Here is a 13,729-nt window from a genome sequence, read left to right as displayed (position 1 = left end):
GCATTGCTATTCCGGTAGTGTAAGCCGGATTTCCGATTGAATCGACAATTTTTCTTGGAAACTGCCACAGCTTACGGAGTCTCTCAGATGATCGATCCGCTGCCCTCCGACATGTTCCGCCCAGGGCAGGTTCTGAACAACACCTACGAGATCCAGGGCGTCCTGGGGCGCGGCGGAACCGGCGAGGTCTACCTGGCCCGCAACCAGATCACCGGCCGCAGCTTTGCCATCAAGGCGCTGAATGCCCGGTTTTCAGGCAATGACGACTATCTGGAACTGATGAAGCGCGAAGAAGAGATGCGCAGCATCGTTAATGACGCGGTGGTGCGCTATGCCGATTGTTCAAAGGCGGACAGCGGTCAGGTCTTTCTTGTGATGGACTACATTGACGGACCGTCGCTGAACGATGTGATGTTCGAGCGGCGCCCCACTGATCGCGAATTGATGATCATCGTGCATCGGGTTCTGGAAGGTCTCGAGGCCACGCATGCGCAGGGCATCGTTCATCGCGATCTGTCGCCGGACAATATCATCCTGCGGGGCGGCGAAGCGGAACGTGCGACGATCATCGACTTTGGGATCGCCAAAGATACCTCTGCCGATGCCCGCACCATCGTTGGCAACGACTTTGCCGGAAAGTACGAGTTTGCCGCCCCGGAACAGTTGGACGGCAGGTCCGAATTCCGGACCGATTTCTATGCCTTGGGGGCCTCTATCCTGGCCGCAGCCAAAGGTGAGATACCCGATGTCGGCACCACACCGGGCGAGATTATCAGACGCAAGCAGCAGCCATTGGATACCACGCGGCTGAAAGAGCCACTCAAGGGTCTGATCGATTGGTTAAGCGCCCCCAGGCTGGAGGACCGCCCCGCTTCGGCCCGTGATGCCCTCAGGCGCTTGGACGCGGTTCTGAAACCGGAAACCAAGGCAAAACGAGAGCGCAACGAGAAGGGAGGCAAGCGCGCCAAAGGGTTGATTGCCGCAGTCGCGCTGTGCCTCGTCGCGGGTGCGGCGGCGGTGGGATATGTCTTGTTCAAGGACCACCTGTTCCCGCCGCCCTTACCGATTGCCTCGCCCTACAGCCTGACCGCCGCTTTCGCAGGCGGCGAATTGACCTTCGCGGCAAACGCCCCGGATGCCGAGACGGGAACGGCGCTGAACGCAGCCGCAGGCCGGATCGCCGGGACCCCGCCAAAGACCAGCGAGGTCGCGCTGGCGCAAGGGATGCCTTCGCCGGATTGGCCCGCGAAGGTCGAAGAGTTGCTGGCGCTGGCCGCCCGACTCGACGAGTGGCAACTCACGGTCGAAGACGCCCAGGCGTCGCTGACGGGCCTTGCCCCGGATACGGCGGTCAGAGACGAGTTGCAAACGCGGATCAATGAATGGCAACAAATTTCAGGCTTCTCTGTACGCACCGATCTGGCTGCCGGCCCGGTGACCTTGACCGCGCAAGAAGTTCAGCAACTGATCACACCCCTGAGCACCTGTGGCCCGCTGACACAAGCAGCCGGTTCGGACGCGACCTATCAGCTGGGTGATGTGATCACGCTCTCGGGCGATGTGGAACAGTCCGAGGATAGCAGCATCCTCAAGGAATTCCTGAAACCCCTGATCGGTGACCGGGACCTGCGCCTGAACATAGCCGTTCTCAATCCCGATCTCTGCGCCATCCGCGCGGTGCTTCCTCCGGCGTCGGCAGAGGCCTTGTCCATCCGCCTCGCCAATGGCGCCAGCGGGCAGACATCGCTGTCCGGAGTTTTTCACACCGGCGATAATCCCGTCGTCGATATCCGGATCCCCGCATCAACCGAAGGTTCGCTCTGGGTGATGGTGGTGGACAACACCGGCAAGGTCTTTCACGTGTTGCCCAACATATCGCAAACCGAACATGATCTGGCCGAGCTTGGAGCGATCAGTAACGGCCTGAGAGACATCCGCGTCCTGTGGTCAATTCCCGAGTTTCAGGAGGACAACAGCCGCCTCGCCATGCAAGTCACCGAAGGGGACTACGGCAAGAGCGAAATCATCGCCATCCTTAGCCGGACTCCTCTTTTCGACATGCGACGCCCGAGGGATGAAAGCGTTTCTTCAGTCTCCGAAGCGCTGGCCGAAACGCTGCAAGGTCGCGAAAGCGATATCCTTGGCGTTGCCAGCCGGATCATCGAGGCGCGGCAGTAGGCCGGACAGATCAGGCACGGTTTTTCTTGCCGCCGAATGGCGGGCTCCCTTAGGCTGTGGCGAGCAATCCTGAGGTAAACCATGTCTCATCCGCCCGTGTTCTCGTCACCGTTGCTGAAGACTTGCCCGGCTTCGCTGCCGCCGATGGCGTATTACGAACAGACCTGGTTTGAGCGGGAACGAGCGAAGATCTGGCACAAGGAGTGGGCCTATGCCGGGCGCCTTTCAGACCTGCCGCCAAACACACTGCGACGGGTCGAGATCGCCGGTCAGCCGGTCCTGGTCGCGCGCGGTCAGGGTGACGACATTTCCGCTTTTCTGAACGTCTGCCCGCATCGCGGGTCGGAGCTTTGCGGAACACAGGACAGGACCTTTAACGGCAAGCTCATCTCCTGTCCTTATCACGCGTGGTCCTTTGACATGACGGGCCGCCTCAGATCGACCGCATATGCAACCCCTACCGACGATTTCGACAGGGAGGCGCACGGGCTGTTTCCGGTTTCGCACAGGGTCTGGAATGGCTGCCTGTTCCTGTGCCTTGACGAGACCCCGCCCCAGTTTGCGCCGGATCTGGGTCTTGCCGCCCTGGACAACTGGCCCATGGACCGGTTGGTAACCGGCCATACCCGCGAAATCGAGCTGGCCTGCAACTGGAAGGTCTTTTGGGAAAACTACAACGAATGCCTGCACTGCCCAGGTATTCACCCCTCGCTCAGCACACGGGTGCCAATCTATAGGCAGGGTATCATGTCGGCCGCAGAAGCCAGCGGAACACCTTACAACGGCCCGGTTCTGGAATCCGGGACCGAAACCTGGACCGTCAATGGTCAACCCTGCGGTCCGATCTTTCCCGATCTGTCTGCGGTGGAACGCGCCGCCGGGCATACCTTTGTCACGATCTATCCGACCGCGTTCATCGTCGCGCATGTCGATTACGTGCGCATCGTCTCGCTGACACCGGTTTCGCCCGAACGCACCCGGCTGAAGGCGGAATGGCTGTTCCTGCCCGAAACGCTCGCCGCGCCCGGTTTCGATCTGGACAATGTCGTCGATTTTGCCGCCGCCGTGTTGGAAGAGGACGGTTCCGCCTGTGAGATGAACCAAAGAGGTCTGCGCGTCTCCCGGTTCAGGGGCGGCCGCCTGATGCCTCAGGAATTTGACATCAAGCGGTTTCACGACTGGGTTCTGACACGGCTGGGCGACTGAAACGGACAGGCTGATCAAAGATACCAGTCGTATTCGCGAGGCGAGATCTCTTCGCGGAACGAAGCGAACTCGGCCTCTTTCACCGCTGCATAGATCTCCAGGTACCTTGCCCCCAGATAACCGGCCAGGATCGGAGCATCCCGAAGAGCTGCCAAGGCATCCCACAGGGTCAAAGGCAGAGTCTCGTCCAGTTCCGAGCCCGCATTCCCGGTCGCTTTCGGCCCCGGATCCAGGGCTTGGGTTAACCCGTGGTGAACCCCCGCCAATACCGCAGCTGTCACCAGATAGGGGTTGGCCTCTGCCCCCGCGACGCGGTGTTCAAGGCGGCGGCCCGAGCCCGCGTTCGTCACCGGCAGGCGAAAGGCCACCGAGCGGTTGTTCTCGCCCCAGTCGCGGGTGACAGGGGTGAAGGCATCGGGCTCGAACCGGCGATAAACGTTAAGGTTTGGCGCAAAGATGGCCATCCCCTCGGCCATGGTCGCCCGTAATCCAGCAACCGCGTGCCCCAGACGCGTTTCACCATCAGCGCGCGCAGGGTCGAATACATTGCCCTCACCGTCGGTCAGGCTGAGATGGAGGTGCAGTCCGCTGCCGGTCTGACCGGCAAACGGCTTGGACATGAAAGTGGCATCGTATCCGGCGGCGCGCGCCGCACCCCGGACGACCCGACGCAACAGCGCGGCATGGTCGGCGGCGGCCAGCGGATCGCTGACATGCGCCAGGTTGATCTCGAACTGGCCAGCGCCGTATTCGCTGATGATGGTCGTGACCGGCAGACCCTGTGCCTGCGCCGCCGCTTCGATTGCACCCAGAACCGGCGCGAACTCTTCTAGTTTGGCCAGCGACAAGACCTGCCCCTGCCCTTCGCGCCGACCGCCAAAAGGCGAAGCAGCAGGCAAAGGCTCTCCAAAGGGACCGCGTTTCTGGTCAATCAGATAGAACTCCAATTCCAGCGCCAGAACGGGCTTTACCCCCAGGCTTTCGAAACGCTTGGCGACTGCGTCCAGAACAGCCCTCGGCTCATACCAGTAAGGCAATGCCGTTTCCGGGTCGCACATGACACAGAGCGCCTGCGCCCCGGCGCCATTGGACCACGGAATTGGCATGAAACCACCGGCAAGCGGACGCGCCAAACCATCGGGATCGCCGTCTGAGAAGCCATGCCCCATCGGGTCGGCCGTATTGCCCATCACATCGACCAGTTGCATCGCGCCGCATACCGGAGTGCCCCGCCCAAGGATCCCGGCCACCTGCGAGACCGGCAGCCTTTTCCCGATCGCATTGCCACACAAGTCGATCACAACGGTGTCGAGATAGCGCGTCTCGGGGTGGAGGGTCAGATAGTCCTGCCACTCGGCAGGATCGGCAAAATGCATCATGGTTTCCTCGCGAACAGATGCGACGGGCAATGCTCGCCCGTTTCAAGAACCCTGATCATCAATGTCCAGGTGTTGATCTGATAGTCGATGTAGTCCTTGCCGCAAGCAGCGCAGAATTCCGCGTAGCGGGTATCCTTCAGCTCTCTTAACTCAGCTCTTGCGCGCTCCAGATACCACGGGTTGCGGGAAACAACCCGTACCTCGGTGAACCCCGCACCCTCCATGGCAGCGCGGTAGCGGCCCGGAGACCCCATCGCAAAACCCAGATCCTCAGCCGCGACATAGGCTGCCATTTCGGCTGACATGGGCGCGTCATGACCGATCATCCAGTCCCCGACAGCCACCTGCCCACCCGGGGCCAGAACGCGATGGATTTCGGCGGCGAGCGCATCCTTGTCGGGAACGTGCAGTAGCGAGTCCTTGGAAAACACCAGATCGAAAGCGCCATCATCAAAAGGCAAAGGTCCGGGATCGGCCCGGACAAAACTCGCGCGATCGGCAAGCCCCTCCTCTGTCGCGCGGCGCGTCGCAACTTCGATCACCGGACCTTCAACATCGAAGCCGGTGATGTGTTTCAACGACCTTGTTCGCGCCAGATGCAAGGCGTTGCCACCTGATCCGCATCCGATATCCAGCACCCGCAGACCGGCAAAGTCGATGTCGGCGACGATACGATCCACCTCATCCGTGCCACCCGGCGACAGATGACCTTTGCCCCACAAAAGCTCAAGAAACGCAATCGCGTGTTCGTCGTAATCCGGATTCTCTGCGTCTTTCGCCGTCTGCGCCATGTCTCTGATCCTTTGCTGATCTGCGGCAATGCTAGCCGCGGCTCGCCACTTGGCACCAGCTTTCATCTTGCCTGCACGGCAAGTCTAGACTAAAATTTATTTAACCGCTCAAAAAAATATTGAACAGGGACATGACAATGGGGCGCACGCAAAATCCGCCACAAGGCGCGGAGGCCGCTCGGGATCGCAGCGGATTGCCGGCCTGGGGCTATTTCAGCCAGGACTTGCTGGAGCAGGAAAAAGAGGACCTGTTCCGCCGCCATTGGCAGGTGATCTGCCATGTCAACGACATTCCCGATCCGGGCGATTTCTTTACCTGCGACATCGTGGGCGACCGCGCGCTGATCGTGCGCGACTCACAGGGGACTGTACGCGCCTTCCACAATCTTTGCCGCCATCGCGGCAGCCGGGTGCTGGGAGACGAACACGGCAATTGCCGCAACTCGATCATCTGTCCATTTCACGGCTGGGTCTACAATCTGGACGGCACCCTCAGAAGCCCCGCCCAACCCGAAAGCCTGCCGGACCTTGACCCGATCGAATGGGGACTGAAGCCTCTCGAGTCGGAGATCTGGAATGGGTTCGTCTTTGTTCGTTTTCAACCCGGGCCACAACCCTCGGTGGCGGAACTGCTTGGTCGGTGGGACCAGGAACTGGCCCAATACAGAATGGACCGGATGGTGCCCGACGGAAACGGGGTCTGGTCAACCGAAGTCGAGGTGAACTGGAAGTGCATTCGAGATGTCGACAACGAGGGCTATCACGTCCCGATGGCGCATCCGGGGCTGGATGATCTGTTCGGGAAAAACTACTTCGACGAGCCGTTCCGTGACGGGACTTCTCGCTCCTATTCCGGCTTTCGGGCGGGTGACGGTCGTCTCTGGAGCGTGCGGAACTACAAGAAGATCCTGCCGGATGTCCCGGAACTGGATACCGATCACAAACAAGCGTGGCTCTACATCGGCGTGTTCCCGAACTTCGTCTTCGGGCTCTATCCCGACTCGATCTATTTCTATCAGGAAATCCCGGTTGAGGTTGGCCGAACCATCCAGCGCGGCGCGGTGTACCGTCATCCGGACGAAGACCGCCGCATGCGCGCGGCAAGATATCTTTCCGGCCGGATCGACCGCATCACATCCCGCGAGGACGAGATGCTGACTAAATGGACCTGGGAAGCCGCGTTTTCATCGGCGTATGACGGCGTTCTATTGTCCGACCTCGAGGTCGGGGTGATGAGCTATCACGACCAGTTACGAGATGTCTTCCCCGTGCTGGCAGAGGCAGAGCCAGACCCAGGAACCCTGAAGGAACGAAATGACTTTTTGCGGCAGAAGGCCGGGCAATCCTGGGAATTGCCGACGTAGGGAAACAGGATAATCTGTCGGAACCAAGCCAGCAAAACAGGACGGACCGACAAGCAGGGAGTTGCGCAACTGATCGACCGTGACCAAAGGCAAGGCCTGATACTCGTCGGCCCGCCATTCGCCTATGCTCTCCTCCTTCTCGCCGCTCCGCTGGCGATGGTGGTGACGTTCAGCTTCTGGACGCAGAACTATCTGGATCTGGACACGACATTCACCCTCGCCAATTACCGCGAGGCCTGGACCGACCCGCTATATCGCGAACTCACGCTGCGCTCGCTCAGGATTTCGCTGGTTGTCACCGTGGTGACCGTGCTTCTGGCCTTTCCCATCGCCTACCACGTTTCGTTTCACGTACACCACCGCAAGGCGCTCTGGCTGTTCCTGATCACGGTGCCGTTCTGGACAAGCTACCTGCTGCGGGTATTCCTGTGGAAGGTGATCCTGGGATATAACGGGGTCCTGAATTCGGCGCTGCTTGGGCTGGGCCTGATCGACGAACCGCTTTCGTTCATCCTCTACAACGCCAACGCCGTGGTGATCACGCTGGCCCATGCCTGGGCCCCGTTCGCGATCCTCCCGATCTTTGTCGCGTTGGAGCGGATCGACCGTTCGCTGCTCGAAGCGGCCAAGGATCTGGGCGACGGGCCGGTGCGCAGCTTCTTTCGCATCACGTTGCCTCTGGCCATGCCGGGTGTCGTCGCCGCCACGATCATCGTTCTGATCCCGACAGTGGGCGACTACATCACCCCGCGCCTCGTCGGTGGAACCGAGGGGCTGATGATCTCGAACATGATCCAGGTCCAGTTCGGCAAGGCGAACAACGCCCCGCTCGGCGCGGCGCTGGCAGTGTCATCGATGTTCATCGTCGGTGGTATCAGCCTGCTGATCTTCTTCGCGACACGCAAAATCGGGCGCGGAGGCGCAGACTGACCATGTCGAACCGTCGGAAAAACCTGAATTGGCTGAACGTCTACGCGGTCGTCTACATGGTGTTTCTCTATGCACCGGTCGTTCTGCTGCCGATCTTCGCCTTCAACAGCGCCACCATCATCGCCTTTCCGCTCAGCGGATTCACAACCGAGTGGTTCGGGGTCCTTTGGACGACACAGGCGCTGCACGACGCGGTCTGGAACAGTATGCTGGTGTCGGTCTCAACCGCGGTCATCAGCACGGTTCTTGGGCTTTTCGCCGCCCGCGCCGTGGCGCGATACACCTTCCCCTTTCAACGGGGGATCATGGGTCTGGTCATGCTTCCGCTGGTGCTGCCGGAAATCATCATCGCAGTGGCTCTGCTGATCGTTCTGATCCAGCTTGGGCTCAGCCTGTCCTTGTGGACGGTGGTTCTCGGGCATGTGCTGGTCTGCACCCCGTTTTCGATCGCGGTTCTCAGTTCCGCCTTTCGCGGCCTCGATCCCAGCATGGAAGAAGCGTCTTTCGATTTGGGCGAAACACATTGGGGCACCTTTCGCCGCGTGACCTTTCCGCTGGTCATGCCCGGCGTGATCTCAAGCCTGCTGATCACCTTCACGATCTCGCTGGACGAGTTCATCATCGCCTTCTTCCTGACGGGCACCGAGGTCACCCTGCCGGTATACATCTGGAGCCAGATGCGCTTTCCGACAAAGCTGCCCAGCATCATGGCGCTAGGGACCATATTGCTGGCCCTTACCGTGGCCCTGCTCATACTCGCCGAATTCTTCCGTCGCCGTTCGGCCACCCGCCGCGGCCTTGACGCCTCGACAACCGAAGGGCTGATCTGACCATGCTCGACACCGAAAAACCGCACGCGCGCACGATCATCGAACTGGACGGCGTTACCAAGAACTTTGGTGCTGTTCAGGCGCTCAAGGGGATCACGGCGAACATTCGCGAAGGCGAGTTCTTCTCGCTTCTGGGTCCGTCGGGCTGTGGCAAGACGACCCTGCTGCGCATGATCGCGGGGTTCGACGATCCCACGACAGGAACCATCACCATAGACAACAAGGCCATGGCCGGGATCGCGGCAAACCACCGGCCCACCAATATGGTGTTCCAGAGCTATGCGATCTTTCCGCATCTCAGCGTGGCCGACAATGTCGGCTATGGGTTGAAGAAACGTCGCCTGCCCAAGGCCGAGTACAAGCGAGAGGTGGAACAGGCGCTGGAGATGGTCGATCTTGGCGGATACGGCCCGCGCGCGGCCCATACGCTCTCGGGTGGGCAACGCCAGCGGGTCGCCCTTGCCCGCGCGCTGATCATGAAACCCAAGGTCGTACTGCTGGACGAGCCTCTGTCCGCGCTCGACAAGAAACTGCGCGATCAGATGCAGCTGGAACTGCGCCAGTTGCAGCGCTCGGTCGGCATCACGTTCATCCTGGTGACCCATGACCAGGAAGAAGCGCTTATCATGTCCGACCGCATCGCGGTGATGTTTGACGGGCAGATCGAACAGCTGGCCACACCCGAAGAGCTTTATCGTCGCCCTGTCAACCAAAGGGTCGCATCCTTCATTGGCGTGATGAACTTTCTCGAAGCGCGGGCCACGAAGTCGTCTGAAACACATGTTTCGCTCGACGTTCAGGCGCTGGGAAAGATCGACATTCCCCGCGCGGGCCTGCCTGACGGCATGAAACCGGAAGAGATCCATCGCGTTGGCGTGCGGCCCGAGATGATGACCATTCTGATTGATGGCGCCCCAAGCGCCGAGCGCATCGTCGAGGGCGAAGTTGTCGAGACGTCCTACTATGGCGACATGACCTACTACTCGGTTCGACTGAACGGCCTGGAGGCACCGGTCACAATCTCCATGCGCAACACGGCGGGCCGTGCGGTCCTGCGCCCCGGTGAAACCGCGCGCGTCGGTTTCGCCACCGATTCCATCATCGTCTTTCGCTGACACGACGACAGATTTCCAACGTTCCGCTACAAAGGAGGTTCAGCATGACTGGAAAACCCACACTGCATCTTACTCCGTGGCAGGACGAGGTCACCGCTCTGATCGCGGCATACAGGCCCGGCTACGCACTGGAACAACCGTTCTATACCTCTGATGCCGTGTTCCAGCGTGATGTCGAACGTGTCTTTTTGCGGGAATGGCATCTTGCCGGGCACATCAGCGAATTGCCGGATCCGGGCGACTATCTGTTGTTCGATCTTCTGGGCGAGAGCGTGATCGTCGTCCGCGACCGCGAAGGCGCGTTTCACGCCCTTGCAAACGTGTGTCGGCACCGTGGGTCACGCGTCTGCCTGGAACCCCGTGGCAATGTCAGCCGGTTTTCCTGCCCCTATCACGCCTGGGTCTACAACCTGGATGGCAGCCTGTTTTCCGCCCGCCTGATGGGAGCCGAGACCAACAAGGCTGATCTGGGGCTGAAACGGTTCTCGGTCGAAGTGTTCCACGGGCTCATTTACGTGTCGCTGTCGGATACGCCCGAGGATTTCTCGACCGCCCGGACCTTGCTGGAACCGATGATCGCGCCCTTTGGCCTGGCCAGAACCAGGATCGCCGCAAGAGCCTCTTATCCGGTGGCCGCCAACTGGAAGCTGCTCGTCGAGAATTACAACGAATGCTACCACTGCACATCGGCCCATCCCGAGTTCTCGCGCAGCCACGTGATCCATCTGCCCGACCGTTTGCACGCGCCCCTGAATGCCGAGGTCGGCGCAAGAGCGGCGGAAACCGGCGCTCCGGCCGATCTGCTCGACGCGACCGGCCCGAACAAGCCCCAAGGGTCGATAGACACTTACTATCGCCGTTACGCCCTGTTCGACGGGTACCAAACCGGCAGTGAAGACGGCAAGCCGCTGGCGCCCTTGCTGGGCGATCTCACCGGGTGGGATGACGCGGCATCCGACATCTATGTCGGTATCCTGAACCCGATGCTGGTCTATGCCGATCACGCGATCCTTTACCGTTTCATTCCCGTGGACAAGGACAACTCGATCCAGGAGATCATCTGGCTGGTCCACGAGGACGCAATCGAGGGTCGCGACTATGACAAGGCCCGCCTGACCTGGCTCTGGGATGTGACCACCGAAAGCGACAAACTGATCATCGAAAAGAACCAGGAAGGGGTGAATTCGCGGTTCTACGAACCCGGCCCCTTTGCCCCGATGGAAAGCTACACCCAGTGGTTTGTTGAAACCTACCTTCGCACGATTGCATGAACAAAGGCCGCCCGAAACCTGTCCGGGCGGCCTCTTTTCAGTTTGGAAAGGTCAGAAGCCGGCTTTGATTTTCTCGAAATCGGCGATCAGACGTTCCCGCACTTCCGGGCTTGTAGGTGCCTGCCACAGCGTACCGGCCCGCAGATTGTCCGAGGTTTCCAGGCCGACAGCGGCCAGATCTTCGACATTCATCTTGTCCATCGCTTTGGCATTGGAATGTCCGTAACCCCAGGCCGACACGATATAGTCGGCCGTCCGCGGCGCCAGCCAGGCGTTCACGAAGTCATAGAACTTGTCGTCGCTGCCCGGCGCATCGGCCAGTTTCGAATATCCACAAACCCAGCTCGACGACCCTTCGTCTGTGTCCCGCTTCATCGCGATCGGGTGGCCCTCGGCGCTCATGGTCGCAAAGGTCTCGTTCCAGGCCCAGGCAAGGTAGACCTCACCGCTCTGCATCATCTGCGCCAGTTCCGATCCGCTGGTCCAATAGGCCCGCAGGTTCTGGTGAACCTGACGCAGAAAATCCGATGCGGCGTCAATCTGTGCGTCGGTGACGTTGGTCCAGTCGTTCACACCGGTTGCCAAAAATGCGAGGGCGTAGGCATCGTCGACGCTGTCGCCGATGGACACGCGGCCCGCATGTTTGGGATCGGCAAAGGCTTTCAACGATTGCACATCCTCGGGTTTGAGAAGCTCCGTGTTATAGGTCATTGCGGTGTTGCCCCAATCGACCGGAACGAAATAGGGCTTACCGTCCTTCCAATATGCCTTGATGTCCCGGAAGCCGGGTTCCAGGTTGTCCCATTCCGTGATCTTCGAAGGGTCGATGGGGGCCAGCAATCCAGCGTCCATCCATTTTGGTACCGACTGGGAACAGGGATGCGCCGCATCCGCCTTGAACCCCGCCCGCAGTTTCTGAAAGGCTTCTTCCTCGTCCGAAAAGAAGGCAAAGGTCGGAGCGTCACCGTGCTTCTCGGTGAAGTTCACATAGAACTCGGGATCTTCATACCCTGCCCAGTCGAACACGACCAGTTCGGGGTCTCCGGCAAAAGCGGCGCTTGCCACCATACTGGCCGAAACCAGCAACGCATTTCTGAGGTGTTTCATCAGTTTTCTCCCTGTTTTGGTTCTTTGGATTCTCTTCTCTACGGCCTCGTTCGAATATCCCCCGAATCGAATGCCAGGGGTCGCCGCCCCGATTAAACGGGGCTGTGCCACGCCCCGACAAGCGTTTTGCGCAGCCGGAAAAACAACGAAATCCGAAGCGGTCAGCCATCAATCCCCATTTCGCGTGAAACCTGTTCCAAGGCGCCCTCGATGATGTCGAACATGGTGTCGATCTGGGGCTTCGAGATGATCAATGGCGGTGAGAAAACAGCCATGTTGAGCAGCGGACGCAGCAACAGACCATTCTCTTCACAGATCATATCCAGCCGGGTGCCGAAATCGCTGTCTGCGGCCAACGAAGCCCGGCCCTCGGTCACCTTGCCCTCGATGCATCCCAACAGCCCCATCCCGCGCAGGTCACCCACGATCGGGAACTTCTCGAAACTGCGCAGTCGCTCCTGGAAATAGGGCGTGACCTCGCGCACATGGCCCAGGATGTCCTCGCGCTCCATGATCTCGATGTTCTTCAACGCGGCGGCGCAGCTGACCGGATGCGCCGAATAGGTATACCCGTTCGAGAACAGCACCTCCTCGGGTCCGGTCATCTGCTCCATGATCCGGTCTGAAATGATGCAGGCACCTAGCGGCAGGTAGCCCGAGGTCAGCCCTTTTGCGCAGGTGATCATGTCGGGCACGATGTCAAACACGGGTTCCGAGGCGAACCAGTGCCCCAGCCGCCCGAAACCGGTCACCACCTCGTCCGAGATGTATAGCACGTCATGCTTGCGGCAGACCTCCAGCGTGCGCTTGTGATACCCCGGTGGCGGCACGATCACGCCGCCGGAACACAGGATCGGTTCCGCGATGAAGGCGCCCACGTTTTCCGGGCCAAGTTCCAGGATCGCCTGTTCCAGATCATCGACCTTCTGGTCACAGAACGTCTCGACGCTCATGCCCTCGGGGCGGTGATACGGATCGACATCGGGCAGGAAATGCACCAGCCGGTTTTCCTTGTCGAAACGGGTGCGATTGCGCTCCTTTCCCGATACCGTCGCCGACAGATAGGTCGATCCGTGATAGGCGCGTTCGCGCGAGATCACGATCTTCTTGTCCGGCATGCCACGCCGGTTGTTCAGGAAATGCATCGCGCGCAGCGCCGTATCAACGGCCGTCGACCCACCGGTGGTAAAAAACACGGTGTTCAGATCACCCGGCGCGAATTCGGCCAGCTTGCGCGCCAGGATCGCCGCTGGCTCGGTTCCCGTCGAGAAAGGAGAGGAATAGGCGAGTTTCATCACCTGATCAGCGATGGCATCCGCCATTTCCTGCCGTCCATGGCCGATCTGCACACACCACATGCCACCCGGGCCGTCGATCATCCGGCGGCCGTGGCTGTCCCACATATAGATGCCATCACCCCGGTCGATGATCTGCCCCTCTTCCTCGCGCCATGTGTTCATCATCGACCATGGTTTGAGGTTGTGCAGGCGGTCCCACTCGTGCAACTCCTCGACCGAAGGGCTGTTACTGATGGGTTTCAAATGAGCTCCAGACATGA

The 13,729-nt window shown here is 60.2% G+C and carries 11 protein-coding genes; 7 read left to right on the top strand and 4 right to left on the bottom strand.

Translation table 11 applies throughout. The features are described 5' to 3' along the window. Nucleotides 1-87: 87 nt before the first annotated feature. Together OE747_RS18390 and OE747_RS18385 are read left to right on the top strand one after the other, a co-directional pair. Entirely contained in the window at nucleotides 88-2,178 is a 2,091-nt protein-coding gene (locus OE747_RS18390; RefSeq protein WP_263830002.1) for a serine/threonine protein kinase, read from the top strand. An 81-nt stretch (nucleotides 2,179-2,259) separates the two neighbouring features. Then, nucleotides 2,260-3,384 carry an aromatic ring-hydroxylating oxygenase subunit alpha gene (locus OE747_RS18385; protein WP_263830001.1) on the top strand — a complete coding sequence of 375 codons (1,125 nt, stop codon included), beginning with the start codon at nucleotides 2,260-2,262 and terminating at the stop codon, nucleotides 3,382-3,384. 14 nt (nucleotides 3,385-3,398) lie between these two features. On the opposite strand, the gene OE747_RS18380 is transcribed toward OE747_RS18385, so the two are convergent. Together OE747_RS18380 and OE747_RS18375 are read right to left on the bottom strand one after the other, a co-directional pair. Next, nucleotides 3,399-4,760, bottom strand: a complete 1,362-nt coding sequence (locus tag OE747_RS18380; RefSeq protein WP_263830000.1) for a glutamine synthetase family protein — start codon at nucleotides 4,758-4,760, stop codon at nucleotides 3,399-3,401. Next, a complete protein-coding gene (locus tag OE747_RS18375) occupies nucleotides 4,760-5,620 on the bottom strand; it encodes a class I SAM-dependent methyltransferase (protein WP_263829999.1) in 861 nt (286 codons plus the stop codon). Before OE747_RS18375 ends, OE747_RS18380 begins: the two co-directional genes overlap by 1 nt. A gap of 65 nt (nucleotides 5,621-5,685) precedes the next feature. Here OE747_RS18375 and OE747_RS18370 point away from each other — a divergent pair, with 65 nt between their 5' ends. From OE747_RS18370 to OE747_RS18350, 5 genes are all read left to right on the top strand, one after another. Beyond that, nucleotides 5,686-6,918, top strand: a complete 1,233-nt coding sequence (locus tag OE747_RS18370) for an aromatic ring-hydroxylating oxygenase subunit alpha (protein ID WP_263829998.1) — start codon at nucleotides 5,686-5,688, stop codon at nucleotides 6,916-6,918. Between the two features lie 156 nt (nucleotides 6,919-7,074). Next, on the top strand, nucleotides 7,075-7,848 hold the full coding sequence (locus OE747_RS18365; RefSeq protein WP_263829997.1) for an ABC transporter permease: 774 nt from the start codon (nucleotides 7,075-7,077) through the stop codon (nucleotides 7,846-7,848). Between the two features lie 2 nt (nucleotides 7,849-7,850). Continuing rightward, on the top strand, nucleotides 7,851-8,678 hold the full coding sequence (locus OE747_RS18360) for an ABC transporter permease (protein WP_263829996.1): 828 nt from the start codon (nucleotides 7,851-7,853) through the stop codon (nucleotides 8,676-8,678). Between the two features lie 2 nt (nucleotides 8,679-8,680). Then, nucleotides 8,681-9,793 (top strand): ABC transporter ATP-binding protein, encoded by a 1,113-nt coding sequence (locus OE747_RS18355; RefSeq protein ID WP_263829995.1) that lies wholly within the window; start codon nucleotides 8,681-8,683, stop codon nucleotides 9,791-9,793. A 44-nt stretch (nucleotides 9,794-9,837) separates the two neighbouring features. Further along, a complete protein-coding gene (locus OE747_RS18350; protein ID WP_263829994.1) occupies nucleotides 9,838-11,064 on the top strand; it encodes an aromatic ring-hydroxylating oxygenase subunit alpha in 1,227 nt (408 codons plus the stop codon). 51 nt (nucleotides 11,065-11,115) lie between these two features. On the opposite strand, the gene OE747_RS18345 is transcribed toward OE747_RS18350, so the two are convergent. Continuing rightward, nucleotides 11,116-12,171 carry an extracellular solute-binding protein gene (locus OE747_RS18345; RefSeq protein ID WP_263829993.1) on the bottom strand — a complete coding sequence of 352 codons (1,056 nt, stop codon included), beginning with the start codon at nucleotides 12,169-12,171 and terminating at the stop codon, nucleotides 11,116-11,118. A gap of 161 nt (nucleotides 12,172-12,332) precedes the next feature. Further along, nucleotides 12,333-13,727, bottom strand: a complete 1,395-nt coding sequence (locus OE747_RS18340; RefSeq protein WP_404818335.1) for an aminotransferase — start codon at nucleotides 13,725-13,727, stop codon at nucleotides 12,333-12,335. Nucleotides 13,728-13,729: the final 2 nt, after the last annotated feature.

It is taken from the genome of Ruegeria aquimaris (genome assembly GCF_025751555.1).
Classification (GTDB): domain Bacteria; phylum Pseudomonadota; class Alphaproteobacteria; order Rhodobacterales; family Rhodobacteraceae; genus Ruegeria_B; species Ruegeria_B aquimaris.
Note: the sequence above shows the minus strand (reverse complement) of the source record. Positions and strands in the feature narration are given on the sequence as shown.